General features: G+C 67.3%; 17 protein-coding genes. 11 read left to right on the top strand and 6 right to left on the bottom strand.

The window, feature by feature from the left end:
- Positions 1 to 978, top strand: a 978-nt coding sequence (locus QRN21_RS16600) for a PKD domain-containing protein (RefSeq protein ID WP_285365328.1), incomplete at its 5' end; no start/stop codon positions are given.
- A gap of 54 nt (positions 979 to 1032) precedes the next feature.
- Here QRN21_RS16600 and QRN21_RS16595 read toward each other — a convergent pair.
- Both QRN21_RS16595 and QRN21_RS16590 read right to left on the bottom strand, forming a co-directional pair.
- Entirely contained in the window at positions 1033 to 2040 is a 1008-nt protein-coding gene (locus QRN21_RS16595; RefSeq protein WP_285365326.1) for a glycosyltransferase, read from the bottom strand.
- Complete coding sequence (locus QRN21_RS16590; RefSeq protein ID WP_285365324.1) at positions 2037 to 3305, bottom strand: hypothetical protein; 1269 nt, start codon at positions 3303 to 3305, stop codon at positions 2037 to 2039. The genes QRN21_RS16595 and QRN21_RS16590 overlap by 4 nt, the downstream gene beginning before the upstream one ends.
- On the opposite strand from QRN21_RS16590, the gene QRN21_RS16585 reads away from it, so the two are divergent.
- Positions 3304 to 4863, top strand: a complete 1560-nt coding sequence (locus QRN21_RS16585) for a lipopolysaccharide biosynthesis protein (RefSeq protein ID WP_261987820.1) — start codon at positions 3304 to 3306, stop codon at positions 4861 to 4863. The two genes, QRN21_RS16590 and QRN21_RS16585, sit on opposite strands and share 2 nt — an antisense overlap.
- A complete protein-coding gene (locus tag QRN21_RS16580) occupies positions 4860 to 5855 on the top strand; it encodes a phosphotransferase (RefSeq protein ID WP_285365323.1) in 996 nt (331 codons plus the stop codon). Before QRN21_RS16585 ends, QRN21_RS16580 begins: the two co-directional genes overlap by 4 nt.
- A 6-nt stretch (positions 5856 to 5861) precedes the next feature.
- Here the strand turns inward: QRN21_RS16580 and QRN21_RS16575 are convergent, their stop codons facing one another.
- The gene (locus tag QRN21_RS16575; RefSeq protein ID WP_072590686.1) at positions 5862 to 7322 is read right to left on the bottom strand and encodes a tyrosine-protein kinase domain-containing protein; all 1461 of its coding nucleotides are present in this window, start codon (positions 7320 to 7322) and stop codon (positions 5862 to 5864) included.
- Between the two features lie 129 nt (positions 7323 to 7451).
- Here QRN21_RS16575 and QRN21_RS16570 point away from each other — a divergent pair, with 129 nt between their 5' ends.
- Positions 7452 to 8066, top strand: a complete 615-nt coding sequence (locus QRN21_RS16570; RefSeq protein ID WP_187249902.1) for a low molecular weight phosphatase family protein — start codon at positions 7452 to 7454, stop codon at positions 8064 to 8066.
- Positions 8067 to 8088: 22 nt separating this feature from the next.
- Here the strand turns inward: QRN21_RS16570 and QRN21_RS16565 are convergent, their stop codons facing one another.
- Genes QRN21_RS16565 through QRN21_RS16555 form a run of 3 tightly spaced genes read right to left on the bottom strand, consistent with a single transcriptional unit; the run spans position 8089 to position 11928 of the window.
- Entirely contained in the window at positions 8089 to 9219 is a 1131-nt protein-coding gene (locus QRN21_RS16565) for a glycosyltransferase (protein ID WP_285365322.1), read from the bottom strand.
- Between the two features lie 5 nt (positions 9220 to 9224).
- On the bottom strand, positions 9225 to 10391 hold the full coding sequence (locus tag QRN21_RS16560) for a DUF1972 domain-containing protein (RefSeq protein WP_285365321.1): 1167 nt from the start codon (positions 10389 to 10391) through the stop codon (positions 9225 to 9227).
- Between the two features lie 4 nt (positions 10392 to 10395).
- Positions 10396 to 11928: a sugar transferase gene (locus tag QRN21_RS16555; RefSeq protein ID WP_056276714.1), complete on the bottom strand. Its 1533-nt coding sequence runs from the start codon at positions 11926 to 11928 to the stop codon at positions 10396 to 10398.
- 353 nt (positions 11929 to 12281) lie between these two features.
- On the opposite strand from QRN21_RS16555, the gene QRN21_RS16550 reads away from it, so the two are divergent.
- The 7 genes from QRN21_RS16550 to QRN21_RS16520 all read left to right on the top strand — a co-directional run bounded on the left by QRN21_RS16550 (position 12282) and on the right by QRN21_RS16520 (position 17673).
- Complete coding sequence (locus QRN21_RS16550) at positions 12282 to 13412, top strand: low temperature requirement protein A (protein ID WP_285365338.1); 1131 nt, start codon at positions 12282 to 12284, stop codon at positions 13410 to 13412.
- Positions 13413 to 13501: 89 nt separating this feature from the next.
- Positions 13502 to 14476: an intradiol ring-cleavage dioxygenase gene (locus QRN21_RS16545; protein ID WP_285365320.1), complete on the top strand. Its 975-nt coding sequence runs from the start codon at positions 13502 to 13504 to the stop codon at positions 14474 to 14476.
- A gap of 42 nt (positions 14477 to 14518) precedes the next feature.
- Positions 14519 to 14761, top strand: coding sequence for a twin-arginine translocase TatA/TatE family subunit (locus QRN21_RS16540; protein ID WP_285365319.1), 243 nt, complete (start codon positions 14519 to 14521; stop codon positions 14759 to 14761).
- Between the two features lie 3 nt (positions 14762 to 14764).
- Complete coding sequence (tatC, locus tag QRN21_RS16535) at positions 14765 to 15559, top strand: twin-arginine translocase subunit TatC (RefSeq protein ID WP_350223957.1); 795 nt, start codon at positions 14765 to 14767, stop codon at positions 15557 to 15559.
- A complete protein-coding gene (locus QRN21_RS16530) occupies positions 15556 to 15963 on the top strand; it encodes a Sec-independent protein translocase subunit TatA/TatB (RefSeq protein WP_285365318.1) in 408 nt (135 codons plus the stop codon). The genes tatC and QRN21_RS16530 overlap by 4 nt, the downstream gene beginning before the upstream one ends.
- Before the next feature lie 158 nt (positions 15964 to 16121).
- Positions 16122 to 16406, top strand: coding sequence for a hypothetical protein (locus QRN21_RS16525; protein ID WP_150115151.1), 285 nt, complete (start codon positions 16122 to 16124; stop codon positions 16404 to 16406).
- A gap of 148 nt (positions 16407 to 16554) precedes the next feature.
- On the top strand, positions 16555 to 17673 hold the full coding sequence (locus tag QRN21_RS16520) for a fatty acid desaturase family protein (RefSeq protein ID WP_053098710.1): 1119 nt from the start codon (positions 16555 to 16557) through the stop codon (positions 17671 to 17673).
- The last annotated feature ends 50 nt before the right edge of the window (positions 17674 to 17723 follow it).

Raw genomic sequence — 17723 nt, 5'->3', positions numbered from 1 at the left:
TCCGGAGTATCGAACGTGCCGTTCCTGGTGCGGTTCGACAACCTGGTCGCCAAGACGCCCGGCACGGTCGTGCCGCCGCCCAACGTGAACCCGGTCGCGTCGTTCACGTCATCGGCGAACGCGCTCGCCCTGAGCGTGGACGGATCGGGGTCCACGGACTCCGACGGCACGGTCACCTCCTGGGAGTGGAACTTCGGCGACGGGGCGACGGGCACAGGGGCGACGGCGTCGCACACCTACGCCGCGGCGGGAACATACGCCGTCACGCTGAAGGTGACCGACAACAGTGGGGGCACGCACACCGTCACGAACAACGTCACCGTCACCGCGCCGACACCTCCCGACCCGACTCAGCCGCTCGTGCTCGACGAGTTCAACCGCACAGGTGCCAACGGCTGGGGTGCGGCCGCCGCGGGCGGCGCGTGGTCGTACTCGACCACGTCGCTGTCGGCGTACTCGGTCGACGGCGCGTCGGCGAAGATCGCCGTGGCAGCGGGTTCGACTCGTGCGGCGTATCTCGCCACCGTGTCCACGGCCGCGGCGGATCTGACCGCGACGACCTCGGTCGCTCAACTGCCCGTCGCGGGGAGCGTCTACAGTTCGTTCATCGCGCGTCGGGTGGGGGCTGAGGACTATCGGGCTCGGGTCGTGATCGCGGCGAACGGTGCGGTGCAGCTGCAGGTGCAGCGCACGGCGACGACGCTGACCGCGGCGAACATCGCGGGGCTCACGCTCGCGGCCGGTGAGGAGCTGCAGGTGCGGGTGCAGGCGTTCGGTGCGAATCCGACCACGATCCGCGCGAAGGTGTGGAAGACGGGCACGACCGAACCCGCCGCCTGGCAGGTGAGCACGACGGATGCGACCGCCGCGCTGCAGGCCGCGGGCCACGTCGGTGTCGCCGCCTACATCGGAGCCGGTGTGACGAATGTCCCGTACACGGTGTCGTTCGGCAGCATCAAGGTCGTCGCGATCCCCTGATCCGGCACCATCGAGTCACCACAGAGACTCACAGCACACAGATCCGCGGGTGCCTCACCGGTGCCCGCGGATCTCTGCTGCACGGGCGTATGCCGTGGCATGCTGGCGGGCCGTCACCGGCCACTCCCGAGCGCTGAGATCGGGGGATCCGTCGGGGATGCCCTGCTGCAGCGCGTCGCGGATGGCCCGCGTGAGCTCGGTGTCGGCATCGAGCAGGTGCACCCAGGATGCGCCGATCTCCTGTTGCAGGTCCCGAGTCACCGCGTTGTCGGGGACGAGGACGGGGCGATCGAGTGACAGCGCGAGGAGTGCGACTCCGGAGTTGTGCAGCTGACGATAGGGGAGTGCGACCAGGGAGGACGAGGAGATGATCTCCACGATCCGCCGGTCGTCCACGAAATCCAGCTCGAGGGTGATGCGATCCGATCCGGACGCGTTCCTCGTGAGCGTGTCCCGCAGCGCCGCGTCAGCGGGCTTCCCCGCCACATGGAGCCGGAAGGCTCCGTGCTCCGTGTCCTCGGCGACGGCTGCGACCAACTCCTCCATGCCCTTGTAGGGACGGATGTGTCCGACCACGCTCACGAGATCGTCGGTCGCCTGCAGGCGCGGGAAAGGTGCGAAATGATCGCGGTAGTGACCGTGAGGGATCAGCACCCGCTCTGCGGACGTCTCGGTGCGCGTGCGCTCATTGAGGATGATCCACAGGGTGGTGAGGCGATTCCATCGCCGCAGGATCGCGCTGTCCACCCTCGAGGTGGACTCGTGCGGTCGCTCATTGTGCGCGGTCCGGACGAGAGCGGTCCTGGTCAGGGCGATGCGACTCTGCAGAGCCGCGGTCAGCGCGCGTCGCGCCCAGCGCTTGGGGCCGCTCGACGCCGAGGTGAAGATCTCGGGCCAGTGGACATGAAGCACGTCGTAGCGACCGAGGATCGCGGTGCGCCACGAGAAGAGCTGGACATCGACCTCCTGTCCCACGGCATCCACCAGCTGCACGATGTAGGGGTTCGTCGTCTCACGGATCGCCGGAGTCGACATCATCACCCGAAGGTGCCTCGCGCTCATCGTCTGAGACTCTTCTCTCGCCACGGTGATTCCTCGAAGCGAAGATGGGGCCCGGCCAAGGCGAGCCCGAGGGCGAGGCCGAAGAAGGGCGCTGAACTGTAGATCGGGTTGAAGAACAGGTTCCAGGCGGTGATGATCACCGCGAACAGCAGAAGCGCGGTGGCGGTTCCCCGGGCGAGCTCGACGGCGACTCTGCGGACCATGACGACCACGGCGATGACGAGGAAGATCAGCACGGGCCAGCCGAAGTACGCCCAGAGATCCCCGGTCATCGAGTGCAGCTCGAACTTCGTGGGTCCGAACATGAAGTTCTCGACGTAGCCGTTGTTCGGGTCGTAGTTGATCACCTGCATCCCGGACTTGGCCACGAGGATGTCCGACGGCGAGGCGATCGTCCCGGCGCCGAACCCGAGTGGGCGACTCAGGAAGAGTGCGGCGGTCGCGGCCAGCTCGGGACGCCCGCCCACGAGGATGGAGCCCGCTCGCTCCTGCTGCTCGACGGAGCGCGCCTGAGCGTCCTCGCCGAGGTAGCCCTCGACGAGGAGACTCGTTCCGATCACGTACACGGTCACCCCGATCGCCGCCGCCCAGACGAGGACCTTCGCCGCCGACATCCGCTTGTTCGAGATCCGCGGCATCGCCTGCCACACGAGCAACAGCAGCACGATGGTGAAGACGCCGAAGAACGCGCGGGAGTCCATCGCAACGGAGACGAGCGCCAGCGCGCCGAGGGCGAGCATGTCGCTCAGACGTCGTCGAGAGCGGAGTGTCAACGAGAGGACGATGACGGCCACCGGGAGTCCGATCGCGAACTTCCAGGGGTTCTCGGCGAAGGTGGACGGGCGCATGACGGCTGCCGCGACCATTCCGAGCCCATAGGTGAAGCCGATGGTCCACAGCGGGACGAAGCGTTGCGCCCAGACAACGATCCCCGCGACCATGGGCACACTGAGGAACAGCAGGGTCGTCGCGATCAGGGTGCTCTGCGAGGTGTCATGGTCCTGCGCGGCGACGGCCGTCAGCCAGACGCCCGACACAGCGGAGACGGCTGCGGTGATCGCGAGCCAGAGTCCGGCCCGGCTCGCCACGAGCCGGGGCACCCAGAGCGGGACGAGCACGAGGGCCAGGACCTGACCGACGCTGACGCCGGAGCCGACGAAGATCCGAGCCCCGATGAGGAACAGCGTCAGCAGTGCCAGAGCGGCCTCGGCGTCGGTGAAGAAAGTCCTGTGCAGACGCGAGGTCTGAGGCGCGACCGTCATCATGCGTGACCCCCCTCGTCCGCCTGCGGCTGTAGTATTACCCACATCGAGTCTACGGGCTCATCGGGGCGGAATACTGGGGGTATCGGGAGTGGGCTCTCAGCGCGCGTCTTTGGGGGATGCGGCCGCACGCGGAGCGAGTGTGACACTCGCCGGGCAGCTGTACCGGACGGTTCTCCAGTTCGTCTCGATCTTCGTTCTCGCGCGATTGCTGACGCCCGACGACTTCGGTCTGATCGCGATGGTCGCCGCGGTCATCGGCATCTCGGAGCTCTTCCGAGACTTCGGCCTGTCGAGCGCTGCGATCCAGGCCAAGCACGTCTCGATCGGCGAGCGCACGAACCTCTTCTGGGTGAACACGGCCCTCGGCACGGGATGCGCCGTCATCGTCGCCCTCGCCGCCCCTCTGGTCGGTCTGCTGTACTCCAACGACCAAGTCCCGGCGATCGTGGTCGTGATGTCGATCGGCTTCGTGCTGAGCGGCATGGTGACTCAATACCGGGCCGACCTGACCCGCCGGATGCGGTTCCTCGGCCTCTCGATCACCGAGGCCGTCGCACCCACCGTCGGATTCGCGGTCGGCATCATCCTCGCCCTGCAGGGGTTCGGCTACTGGGCGCTCGTCGTGCAGCAGCTGTCGTCGTCCTTGGTGCTTCTCGTGCTCTCGGTCGTCATCGCCCGCTGGCTGCCGGGACTCCCGCAGCGACGCACGTCGATCCGACGGTTCATGAAGTTCGGAGCGGCGCTCTTCCTGACGCAGCTGATCTCGTACGGAACGAAGAACGTCGACAACATCGCGATCGGTGTCGTGTGGGGTGCCGGCCCTCTCGGCTACTACGACCGCGCGTACCAGCTCCTGATGGCCCCGCTCAACCAGATCAACGCGCCGATGACGCGCGTCGCGCTTCCCGTGCTCTCGAGGATCCACGAAGAGAAGGAGCGGTTCGCCGGCTACCTCCTTAAGGCGCAGATCGTCGGGGGATACGCCACCGCGACGCTCTTCGCCCTGGCCGCAGGAATGGCTCCGGCGATCGTCGATGTGCTCTTCGGTCCGCAATGGGCGCCGATGGCGCCGATCTTCGCCGTGCTGGCCATCGGCGGAGTGCTTCGTGCCACCGCGCAGGTCTCCTACTGGATGTTCCTCGCGACGGCGAACACCGGGGCGCAGCTGCGGATGTTCCTCGTCGTGCGTCCGATCATGATCGTGATAATCCTGGCCGGACTCCCGTGGGGGGCGTTCGGCGTCGCCGTCGGAAGCACGGTGGCGTATGCGCTGCACTGGATCGCATCGCTCGTCTGGGCGTCTCGAGTGACCGGAGTCCCCGCCAGGCCCCTCATCACGAACATCCTTCGCATACTCTTGACGGTCTCCGTGCCGTGCGGGCTCCTTGCGCTCGGGATCAGCGCACTGGGATGGAGCTCGATCGCGACCGTTCTCGTGGCTGTCGGCGCCAGCATCGCCTATCTGCTGCTCCTCACACTCGTGTCGCCCCGGACGCGGGAAGATCTGCTCACCGTGGTCTCCTTCATCCGCCGCTCGTTCGGCAAGCGGTCGCGATGAACGGGTTCGCGCGGGAGCGTGCGGCGAAGGCGGCGCTGGCCGCTGCCCTGCGCGAGCGCAGCGCCGACGTGGCGCCCGGAGTCTGGCGGATTCTCGACACCCGGTCTGCCGTGCTTCCCGAGCACCGTCAGGGTTGGCGGATCGTGATAGATCATCTGGGACGGGGGAGCGGCGCGAAGCGGGCACTGCTCGACATGCGGCGCCTTCTTGCGGCGCCGCGGCGCGTGCGTCTCGGTGATCCGGAGGCGGGGATGCCGGCGGCACAGATGCCGGTCCGGGTTCTGATGACGAAGGACGGTGGTCTGGTCGGCTTCGACCGCGCAGATTCGACCGTCACCCACCTGCGTCGGACTGCACTCCCTCCCGAGTATCGCGAGCGCCGTCTCGCGCTCGGCGAGGTCTACTCCGCCGTGGAGTGGCATCTCGACGACGATGGCAGGCGGCTGACGGAAGCGCGCGTGCCAGGGCGGCCGGCGCAGCTCTGGGCGCCGGCGGACCGTATCGCTCTCCTTCGCACCCTCCTCGTCATCTCGACATCTCGTCTCACCGCCGACGCGGCCGCACAGCCGCTCCTGACGGAGGCTCGGGCAGCGCTCGAGGGCCTGTCGGGGCAGGCCAGGTGGGAGGAGGCAGGCAGAGCAGCAGATCTCGTGGGAGAGGTTCCGTGGGTGCTCGCGCACGGCGACCTCACGCCGGAGAACGTCCTGGGTCATGGTCCTGAGGACTGGGGCCCGATCGACTTCGAGGACGCGCGTCCCGCGCCGTTCTTCTACGACGCGCTCTCCCTCGCCGTGAGAGACGACGCGATGCGTGCCGCGCTCAGTGGTGGCGAGCTCGAAGAGGAATGGTGTGACCTCCTGGGTGCTGCGGGGGTCGACCCGGCGATCCTCACTCCCGTGATCGCGATGGATATCGTCGCTGTCATCGCCGCCGACCATCACCGCCGCGAACACGGCGGGGACTTCGGCTACACGCTCGCGTCGCTCACCTGAGTCGCATCACCGCGCGGTCTTGGCCGAAGCGTCCTTCTCGGTCTTCTTCTTGGAGGCGGCCTGCTTCTCGGACGAGCGGGTCTCCGGTACCTTCTTCTCGGTGGCGGGCTCGGCGGGCTCGGCATCCTCGTAGTAGCTCGAGGAGGAGTGCTCCGGCGGAACCGCGTTCAGCACGAAGCCGATGACGCGGGCGCCGGCACCGGTGAGAGTCTCGACGGCCCTGCGCAGCGACTGGCGACGTGTGACCTTGTATCGACCCACCAGGAGGCTCGCGCCCGAGGCGCGGGCGAGCGTGAGCGTGTCGCTCACCGGAAGCACCGGCGCGGAATCGACGACCACGAAGTCGTAGTGCTCGCGCACCTCGCGGAGCAGATCCTGCATAGCCGTGGAGCTCACGATCTCGGTCGGGTTGGGCGGACGCAGTCCACTGGTCAGCACATCGATGTTCCTGGTGCCCCAGTTCTGGATGGAATCCGCGAGGGATGCCTGGTGCGTGAGGGCAGTGGTCAGGCCCACCGATCCGTCGAGTCCGCAGGCTTCTGCGATCCGGGGGCGGCGCAGGTCCGCGTCGATCAGGAGCACCCGGGGGCGGCGCTCGGCGAGCGCGAGCGTGAGGTTCACCGCGGTGGTCGTCTTCCCCTCACCCGCGAATGCCGAGGACACGACGACCATGCGGAGGTCTCCGTCGATGTCCGCGAAGTCGAGGCTGGCGGCAAGGCGACGATACGCCTCGCGCGTCGAGGCGGAGGAGTCCCACTGTCCGCTGATCGACGACCGCTGCGCACGGCGCTTGCCGCTGGGGCGGGGGATACGCCCGAGGAAGGGGATGCCGGCCGAACGCTCAGCGTCCTCTTCGGAGCGGATGCGGGTGTCGAGCAGCTGCTTGAGGACTGCGTAGATGACGGCGAGGACGAGTCCCAGAGCCGCGCCCGTGACCGCGATCAGGCGAGTGTTGGGCGCGAAGGGGAACTTCGGCACGCTCGGCGGCGTCACCGTCGTCAGAACGATGGACGGCCTTCCCGCGGCGTCCTTGGGCGACAGGTCGCTGGTCACGTTCGCGAGCGAGTCCATGACGGCGGCTGCCGTCTCCTGGGCCTGCTCGGGATCGGTGCTGACGACGGTCAGGGTGACGATGACGGTGTTCAGCTCGACCTCCGCCGACACCGACTCGGCCAGGCCCTCGACCGTCTTGTCGAGCTCGAGGTCTTCGATGACCGGTTCGAGCACCGCGGGTGTCGTCGCCAGGTTGGCGTAGGACTGCATGAGGCTCTGGGTGTACTGCGATCCCTGCACGAGTTCGCTCACGGTGTCGCCGCGCTGCGAGGAGACGTACGCGCTGGTCGTCGCCTCGTACTGGTCGGGCTGGACGGTCGCGTATGCGAACCCTGCGACCCCGCCGATGACCGTCGCAGCGACGAGCAGATACCACCGGTCCCGCAGAGCCGTGAGGTAATCCTTCAGATCCATGTTCTTCCCCCGTACCAAGTCCAGCTGCCTGCGATCCGTGTCGATTCGCCCCCCACAGGATTCACTCGCACAGAGCAGGCACGCAGGTGCGCTGTATAGCCTAGGGGCACCGGCATGTGAGGAGAATGAATGCGGCCCGAATCGGTGCTCGCCGTCTGCGCGGCGAACGTATGCCGATCGCCGGTGATCTCGTTCCTCATGGCTCGGGAGTTCTCGACGTTCGGCGCACCCGAGGGATCGGTGTTCGCCTCCGCGGGCGCCAGCGCGCGTGGCGGAGTGGCCGTCTGCCACACGATGCGTTCGAGGTTGACCGAACGAGCGGGCTGGTCGGACTTCGCCGAGGGATACCGCTCGGTGCGACTCGCACCGGACCACATCGATTCGGCCGAGCTCATCCTCACCGCGACCGCGGCCGAGCGCGGCGCGGTGGCGCTCCTCCGGCCGTCGGCGCGGACGCGCACGTTCACACTGCTCGAGGCTGTCGCCCTCGCAGAGCATGCGATCGCGGCGCCGGTTCCCGCGATGGACTTCGATCTCTCGACGCTCGCCGAACTGATGAATGCGCAGCGCGGGCTCGTCGAGCCCCCGAGACCGCCGCGCTGGCGTCGGCCCGGGCCTGAGGAGGTCTTCGACATCCCCGATGCGCACACGAGCCGGGCGCGCCACGAGCGCGTCCTCCGGACTGTCGAGATGGCGTCCACGCGTCTGGGGGCGGCCGTCAGAGCGCTCATGACAGCGCCCTGACAGCGGGCGAGAGCGGAGCGGTTCACGTGGGGTCGACCACGTGTCCGGTCACTGTCGCCCGATACTGCTCCGGGGCGTGACGATCGAGAGCGATGCGACGCGATTCGTCGACACCCTCGCGCACCGTCGGCCACTGCTCGATGATCCGGGCGAACGAAGCGGCGAGCGCCGAAGGATCGTCAGCGGGCACCAGCGTCGACGTGGGATAGCCCCCGGCGGCCTCGCGCAGACCGCTGCTGTCACTCGCCACCACCGGGCGGCGGGCGAGGATCCCCTCGACCGCCGTGTTGCCGAAAGGCTCATCGACGCGCGAGGGCACGGCGAGCGCATCGGCGTCCTCGAGGAACGGCCAGATGCTCTGATGGAAACCGGCGAAGACCACCTCGACGCCCGATTCGGCGGCGCGATGTCGCAGCTCCTCTTCGAACCACTCATACCCGGCGAAGACGGCGCCGAGGAGCGTGACTCGCACGTCGTGCCCCGAGCGCGCCAGTTCGGCCGCGGCGTCGATGACGACATCCGGCCCCTTGCGGGGGGAGAGGCGACCGATGAACAGGACTCTGAACGGACCGTCGATGTCGCGCCGGGGCGCGGCCGGGAGCTCGGGTGACGCCACGCCGTTGTACACCACCACGCTTCTGCGGGCGAGGAGCGGAAGGGCGTGCGCGATCGTGTCGAGACTGAATCGGCTGTTCACCAGCGTGCGGTGGGCAGCGAGATGCGGCAGGTACAGCACCGTGTTCACGAAGCGGTTCCCGGAAGCCTCGGCCTCATGCACGTGGCTCACGGCTCGGAGCCGGCGGAGGCGCGCCACCAGGGGCCACTGCGGGATGATGATCGTCGACACGTAGACGACGTCCGGGCGCACTCTGCTGATCAGTCGCCAGGAAGCGCGGAGCCCCCGGAACATGTCGCGGAAGAGCGTGGGCAGGCCTCTGGGCGTGAGCAGGACCTTTCGCAACACGAGCATCGGGATGATGACGACCTCGGCGCCGGCCCTGCGAAGTTCGACATCCAGCATTCCGCGGGCCGGGAGTGCGACGACGACGCGTGCGCCGCTCTCGACGAAGCCGATGACGCTCTCGAGAAGCATCCGGTCTGAGCCGAACATCTCGGCGCCGGGATGCGCGACGAGAACGGTCCGAGAGGACACGCCGCTCACCAGTCCTCCGCCCGTCGTCTCGCGCGGCGAGCGATGCGGTGCACGCTGTGACCGGTAGAGAGCCGTCGGGCGAGGTCTTCGTAAGCGTCTGCGACGTCGTCCCAGCGGAACACCTCCTGCGCTCGCCTCTGCGCGCGCAGGCCGCTCTCTCGCGCTGCGGAGATGTCCGCCTCGGCGCGCTCGAAGGCCGCTGCTGCGTCGTCGGGCGTCGCGAAGAACCACCCGTCGTCATGCAGGACCTCGCGGTTGAACGGCACGTCGAAGGCGATCGTCGCCGTGCCTGCGCCCATGGCCCGCAGCAGTGAAGGATTCGTGCCGCCGACCGAATGACCGTGGTCGTACGTGAGGGCATGGAAGTACAGGGCGTCGAGGAGTTCCTGGTCGTACACGCCGCCGACCAGACGGATGCGGTCGTCGCCGTGGGCTGCCTGCTGGATCTGCTCGGTGTACTCGTTGCTGTACGGGGCTGATCCGACGACGACGAGCGGGAGGGTCGCGTTGCTCCGGCGGAATCCCTCGACGATCTCGAGCACGTGGTTCTCGGGTTCGAAGCGTGCGACGACCAGGTGGTATCCGCCGGCGCGGAGGTCGAGCTCGTCGAGGCGGGCATCGGCCACCGAGTCGAGGATGGGAGCGCCGTAGCGGATCATCTCGGTCGGCACGTCGAACTGATGCGTGTAGTAGTCGGCGATCCCCGGGGCGTCCGCGATCAGCGCGTCGCTCGTGCGCACGCCGAACTGCTCCGCCCATCGGTAGTACGCCTTGCCGCGCGGGCCCCACTTGGATCGCCGCCACTCGAGGCCGTCCATGTGGAGGGCTGTGGGTACGCGCCGCAGGCGGAACAGGGGGACGAACGGTGAGTTGGCGGCATTGAACACGAACGCCGCGTCGGGACGCCTCCGGAAGATCAAGTGGAGTGCCGAGAAACCGGTGTGGCTCAGAGTCTCGACCTGCTTCACCGGGATGGCGGGAAGGTGGACCACACGCATTCCGAGGTACTTCTTGTCGCGGCTCTGCGAACCCCGGGTGTACACGACGACGTCGTGACCTCGGTCTGCGAGCCGTCGACCGACCTCTTCGACAGCCGTCTCGAATCCGCCGTAGGCCGCGGGCACCCCCCGTGTCCCCACCATCGCAATGGTGAGGGCATTCCCCTTGATCATGTACTCAGTATGCTCCGCTGGGCTGGACCATGACCTTGGCGGTGCGCCACATGATCTGCAGGTCGTTCATGACCGACCAGTTCTCGACGTAGCGCAGGTCGAGGCGAACGCTCTCGTCCCACGAGAGATCGCTGCGCCCGGAGACCTGCCACAGGCCTGTGATGCCCGGCTTGATGTAGAGCCGACGGAACACGGTGCCGTCGTAGGCGGTGACCTCGGTGGGCAGCGGCGGGCGCGGACCCACGACGCTCATGTCGCCGATGAGGACGTTCCAGAACTGCGGCAGCTCGTCGAGAGACAGCTTGCGCAGGATCCTGCCCACCCGCGTGACGCGGGGGTCGTCCTTCATCTTGAACAGCAGGCCCGCTCCCTGGTTCTGCTCCTTGAGCGTCGCGAGCTGCTGCTCGGCGTCGGTCTTCATCGAGCGGAACTTCATGATCTTGAAGGTGCGACCGTCGCGACCGACGCGCTCCTGCGAGAAGAACAGCGGTCCGGGCGAGTCCAGCTTGACGAGGAGCGCGAGGATCGGCGTGATGAGTGCGATCGGGATGAGAGCGACGGACGCGACGGCGATGTCGAGTGCGCGCTTCAGCACGTGCTGACCGCCCTCGTACGAGGGGATCTGCACCTGGATCAGCGGAAGACCTTCGACAGGAGCGAAGGAGATGCGCGGGCCCGCGACATCGGTGAGGCGGCTCGAGAGCACGAGCTCTGCGGCGGTGCCCTCGAGCTGCCAGCTGAGGTGCTTCACGAAGTCGGGCTCGCCGTCTGGGCGGCTTGCGACGATGATCGTGTCGGCGCCCAGTTCGGCAGCCACGGTGGAGACGGAGTTGACGTTGCCGAGCACCGGGAACTGCTCGCCGCGTGCTTCGACATCTCGCGCGTTGCCGTCGAGCAGCGTCGCGCCCACCACCTGGTACCCGGAGGCGCCGATCGGGTGCAGGGTGCGGATGACGTACTCGACGTCGTCGCGGTTGCCGACGACGAGCGTGCGCGAGGCGAAACGACCTCGCGCACGCTGCGCCGTCAGCCAGTGCCGCCACGCCCAGCGCGTGACGAGCAGTGTGAGGACACCGAGCGGCAGGCCGACGAGCAGCACGAGCTGCATCGTCTGCCAGCCGAGCACGACGCTGAGCATGGCGATGATCCCGAACGCCAATCCACTCGCGTGTGCCACACCGCGGTACTCGGTGGCGCTGGCGCGGAACAGCGCTGCGTCACGGGTGTGCAGCGCGCCGAGCATCAGATACCAGAGCGTGGCCAGCAGAATGCCGTTGCGCAGGGCCTCTTCCCCTGCGACACCGGTCATCACCTGGACCGCTGCTGTGATTCCGACCGCGAACAGGATGACCCCAGCATCCGTGATCCGCAGCCGCATCCGATAACGCCGCTCCCACTGGCGGCGTCGCTCCAGCGTTGCGGACACGCGCGGTGTGACCACCGTACGCGTGACCGACTTCGCGGCTCGCGGAGCAGAGACCGGCGTGAAGACCGAACCCGCGCGAGTGATGCTCAGAGCATCCTCGACGGAAGTCATGCCGAGGCCCCTTGAGCCGTGAATGTACGCAGAATTCCCCAGTGCGCCATAGTTATCCCCAGATATTCCCCAGACCACGGACCCCACGTCCATGGCATCGTCTGCGTTCCCGACCCCTCGGGTCCTGCTGCATCCGTGATCCCACATCACGGGTTGCGGTCACCGTCCCACACGGTGGTGCTGGCAGCAGGCACTGCAGACTTCGTTCACTCTAGCGGAACCAAACGTTCAGGGGAAGATAATTCACGGGAGTGGATCAACCTGTATTCCGGTACATCTGCTTAGTCGGAGAATGGCCCCGATATTCTGACCGCGTGACCACCACTTCAGCGCCTCGATTCCGTCTCAGCCGCATGCTGCCGAGGGATCCGGCTCAGCCTCATCGCACGGCCAGCACGCTCGAGCTGTTCTTCGATCTCGTCTTCGTCGTCGCGGTGAGCATCGCCTCGGCCCAGCTGCACCACGCGCTGAGCCACGGCGACTTCGTGCACGGAATCACCTCCTACGCGATGGTGTTCTTCGCGGTCTGGTGGGCGTGGATGAACTTCACCTGGTTCGCCACCTCCTTCGACACAGACGACTGGTTGTATCGCGTCACCACCATCATCCAGATGGGCGGGGTGCTCGTGCTCGCTGCCGGCATCCCTGCGGCGTTCGAGGAGGGGGACTTCACCGTCCCGGTGATCGGCTACATCGTCATGCGTGTGGCCATGATCGCGCAGTGGCTGCGGGCGTCCCGCGGTGCGGGAGATCTCAAGGGCGCCGCGCGTCGCTACGCCATCGGGATCGCCGGCGTGCAGGTGCTCTGGGTGCTGTTCCTGCTCATCCCGTCGGGCCCCCTCCAGCTCGTGGCCTTCGTGGTCTTCGCTCTAGTCGAGGTCAGCGTGCCCGTGTTCGCCGAGCACCGCAGACAGACGCCGTGGCATCCGCATCACATCACCGAGCGCTACGGGCTGTTCACCCTGATCGTGCTCGGCGAGAGCCTCCTCGCCTCCGCCAATGCGATCATCGACGCGAAGAACGAACTCGACTCCTTCGTCCCTCTCATCTCGATCTCCGTGCTCACCCTGGTCGTGACCGCATCTCTCTGGTGGATCTACTTCTGGGCGCCGCACCACAGGGCGATCACGACGTTCGGCCGCTCGCTCCGCTACGGGTACACGCACTATCTCGTCTTCGCCGCGGCCGCCGCCTTCTCGGCGGGCATCGAGGTCGAACTCGACGTCCTGATAGGGGAGAGCCATCTCTCCACCATCCAGGCGTCGTTCACCGTGACCATCCCGATCGCGATCTTCCTGCTCGGCGTCTGGTGGATCGCGATCCGCGAGAACGCCGACAGGGTGGTGAACACCGTCGTGCCGGTCGGTGCGGCTGTCGTCCTCCTCGACGCCCTGCTGCCCATCCCTGTGGCGGTCAGCGCCCTCGTGCTCGTGGTGATCGTGGTCGTCCTCGTCCTCCATCCGCCGGTGCGTCGAGAGCCATAGATTCTGCATAGACGCGGCATAGCTCGCTGATCGGCTCCTCCGTGACCATGGGTACATCGACACCCATCCACATCGAGAGGAGCACGATCATGAGCCGCATTCCCGAACCCGTACAGACCCCTGAGGGCCCGACCTACGAGGGGCGGCTGCTCGACCGTGCCGATGAGGAGGTCGTGGATCAGGGCGCCGCCTTCGACATCCGCACCCTGGTGACGCGCCGCGGCATTCTCGGACTCGCCGGACTCGGGGTGGGCGCGATGGTGCTCGCCGCGTGCGCCCCGTCGGGCAGCGGCAGCACGAGCGAGTCGACATCGACGAGCGATACGGGGACGACGTCCGGATCGTCGACCGCGACAGCGGCCGGCGAGATACCCGACGAGACCGCAGGTCCCTACCCCGGAGACGGATCGAACGGACCGGACGTCCTCGAGGATTCGGGCATCGTGCGACAGGACATCACGACGTCGATCGACGGGTCGGCGACAGCAGACGGCATCCCGCTGACCTTCGAGTTCCAGGTGGTCGACCTCGCGAACGGCAGCGTCCCCTTCGAGGGCGTCGCGGTGTACGCATGGCACTGCACGGCTGAGGGGGAGTACTCGATGTACTCGTCGGGGCTCGAGGATGTCACCTACCTCCGTGGAGTGCAGGTGGCGGATGCCGAGGGGAAGGTCTCGTTCACGTCGATCTTCCCCGGCTGCTACTCGGGCCGCTGGCCGCACATCCACTTCGAGGTCTACCCCGACCTCGCCTCGATCACCGACTCGGCCAACGCCATCGCCACGTCCCAGCTGGCACTGCCCGAAGATGTCTGCGCCACCGTCTACGCCGATTCCCGCTACCCGGGCTCGACGCAGAACCTGTCGCAGACGAGCCTCTCCGGCGACAACGTCTTCGGCGACGACTCCGGGGCCCTTCAGCTGGCCACTGTCACCGGCGGCGGCAGCGGATACACCGCGACGCTCGTGGTCGGCGTCGACACGGCCACGACGCCCAGCGCAGGCTCCGCGCCGTCGGGCGGCGCGGGCGGCCCCGGTGGTGGCGGCGAGCCGCCGTCCGACTGAACCCGAACCCCGACAACCCCTCCACGCGAAAGAACAGAGACCATGCTCCAGAACCTCACAGGGTGGCACGCCCTGATCATCCTCGCGATCGTCGTCCTCGTCTTCGGCGCCGCGAAGCTCCCCGCCCTCGCCAAGAGCGTCGGCCAGTCGATGCGCATCCTCAGATCGGAGGTCGCCGAGCCTTCGAACGAGGCACGGGTCGAGCCGACGCCGAGCGGCCGGGACCGTGTCGACGCTCGGGAGTCCGCAGACCTCCCGCAGCCCGTCCTGCGGCCCGCGGAGTAAACCGTGTCCTCGCTCGCCGCTGATGCCGTCGAGGCGAGCACCGCGCCCGCCCTGGCCCGGATGCCGCTGTCCTCGCACCTGCGGGAGGCGCGCACGCGCTCGTTCCGTGCGACGGCGGCGCTCCTGACCGGGGTGGTCGCCGGGTATCTCCTCTCGGACCACATCCTCGAGGTCGTGCGAGCACCGATCAGTGCGCTCGCCGAATCGCGCGATGCGAGCCTCAACTACGACAGCATCACCGGGGCTTTCGACCTTCGGCTCAAGATCGCGCTCTTCGCCGGTGTCGCGCTGTCGAGTCCCGTCTGGATGCACGAGCTGCTCGCGTTCCTCGCTCCGGGTCTGACCACCAGAGAGAAGAGGTACACGTTCGGCTTCCTGGCGGCATCCGTTCCCCTGTTCATCGGCGGATGCCTGATGGGCTTCCTTCTTTTCCCCCACATGGTCGAGCTGCTCGCGAGCTTCGCCTCGGCCGAGGACAGCACGCTGCTGCAGGCGTCGTACTACGTCGACTTCATCCTCAAGATCGTGCTCGCGACCGGGGTCGCCTTCGTGCTCCCGGTGTTCGTCGTGATGCTCAACCTGCTCGGTGTCGTGTCGGCGGCGGCGATCGCGCGGAGCTGGCGTCTCGTCGTCGTCGCGATCGTCCTCTTCAGTGCGGTCGTGACCCCCGCGGCCGACGTGCTGTCGATGTTCCTGATCGCGATTCCCATGACCCTGCTGTTCCTGATCGCCCTGCTGCTCGCATGGCTGCATGATCGCAGGGTCGGGGAGTCGGCCGTCGGCACAACGGAGGCATGACGATGTTCGGACTCACGATCGAGAAGCTGTTCCTCGTCGCGCTGATCGCAGCCGTGATCATCGGTCCTCGGCGACTGCCGGAGTATGCGGGCCGTCTCGGCGCCCTCGTCCGCCGGGTGACGCTCACCGTCGGCGAGGCGGCGCGGCGAGCCGAGCAGGAGGCCGGAGTGGCGAGCATCCGCCAGGAATGGACCGCCGTGGATCCTCGGCAGTACGACCCGAGGCAGATCATCCGCGAGGCGTGGGGTGCGGGGGAGGAGCCGGACGGCTCGAAAGCCGCTGAAGCCCCGCAGCCGGAGCCCGAGGGGCGCTGGATCGTGGCTGGATCGTCCGGTCATCCACGGCGCGTGTGGGAGCCCGTTGAGGCGGAGGCCCGCGTGCGCGGCGCCGACCTGCTAGACTGATTGAGCAACGTGAGTTCTGGCCGCCCTCTAGGCCACCACGGAGCCACTGATCAGGGCCATTACGGACCAAGCGCATCGATGCGCGCGGCATCCGCCTTCGATCTCACATCTTGCGGGTCGCGACAACGCGTGCCCGTCACACAGCAATGAGTATCACCATGAGCACGACCACTTTTCCTCCTTCCGATCCGTTGACCTGGAAACAGGCCGACACAGATGTGCACGTCGCGACCCGCGGCGGAGAGTTCGCCGGGTTCGTCGAATTCGACGGCACCGCGCATGTCGCCCGCGACCAGCGCGGTGACGACCTCGGCTCGTTCGAGTCGCTGGATGCCGCCCGTGACGCCCTCGAGAGCGCGAATGCGCCGAGATCTCGCCCGCGCAGCCTCACCTCTCCCTTTCGCCGCGCCCTCCGCAGCCGACCGCGTCGCGCACGCGCCTGACCGTTCCATGCGGGGGAACTGTGAATCGTCAAGGGATGCTGATGTATTCCCCAAATCGCATGAGGGCAGGGTTAGCCTGAGTTAAGCGTTCGGCGATCTGCCTTGGGCTTCACATCAGCTCAAGGGCTCCGATCGACGGGAGAGCAACATCTCCATTTCACAGGTCGAAAAGACCGACGCAGTTCTCGGACCGGTACGTCAGACGTATTCGGGCAATGCGGACATTCCTCCGATGACCCACGCCTACAAGCAGGTCTCGCAGGTCATCCGCGAAACCGGCCTCCTCCAGCGCGCCGGATGGTTCTACATCTTCGTGGCCGCCGGCATCGCCGTGGCTCTGGGCGGAGTCATCACCGGCTTCATCCTTCTCGGCGACAGCTGGCTCCAGCTCCTGATGGCCGGGGCACTCGGCATCATCCTCACGCAGGTGGCGTTCCTCGCCCATGAGGCCGCGCATCGTCAGATCCTCTCCACGGGCCCGGCGAACTTCCGCCTCGCCCGCATCCTCGCCGCCGGCGTGGTGGGAATCAGTTATTCCTGGTGGGACTCCAAGCACACCAAGCACCACGGCAACCCGAACCAGGTCGGCAAGGACCCCGACATCGAGGTCGACACGATCTCGTTCCTCGAGACCGACGCCGCGCAGTCCCGCGGTATCGTCCGTCTGATCACGCGCAAGCAGGGGTGGCTGTTCTTCCCGCTGCTGACGCTCGAGGGCCTGAACCTCCACTACCTGGGCGTGAAGCACCTGGTGACCAGCAAGAAGGCCAAGGGTCGCTGGATCGAGCTGGGCCTCATCGCCCTCCGGTTCGCGATCGTCCTCGTGCCTGTGTTCCTGATGCTGCCGCTCGGCATGGCATTCGCCTTCATGGGTGTGCAGCTCGCCGTCTTCGGCGTCTACATGGGCGCGTCCTTCGCGCCGAACCACAAGGGCATGCCGATCATCGATCCCAACGCCCGTCTCGACTTCTTCTCGAAGCAGGTGCGCACCTCTCGCAACATCCGCGGCGGATGGTGGGCCACCTGGCTCATGGGCGGACTCAACTACCAGGTCGAGCACCACCTGTTCCCGAACATGCCGCGCCCGCACCTCTCGAAGGCTCGCGAGGTCGTGCGCGACTACTGCGCCGCCAACAACGTGCCCTACACCGAGACCAGCCTCGGCCGGTCGTACGCGATCGTGATCGAGTACCTCAACCGCGTCGGTCTCGCCGCCGGTGCTGATCCGTTCGACTGCCCCGCAGCGGCCCAGTTCGTCCGGGCGTAAACACTCTCGCGGCATCGCAGCCGACCCGCACATCGAACGGCCCCATCCTT

Origin of the sequence: Microbacterium sp. LMC-P-041 (assembly GCF_030209555.1) — a bacterium.
Classification (GTDB): domain Bacteria; phylum Actinomycetota; class Actinomycetes; order Actinomycetales; family Microbacteriaceae; genus Microbacterium.
This window is presented reverse-complemented; position numbering and strand designations above follow the sequence as displayed.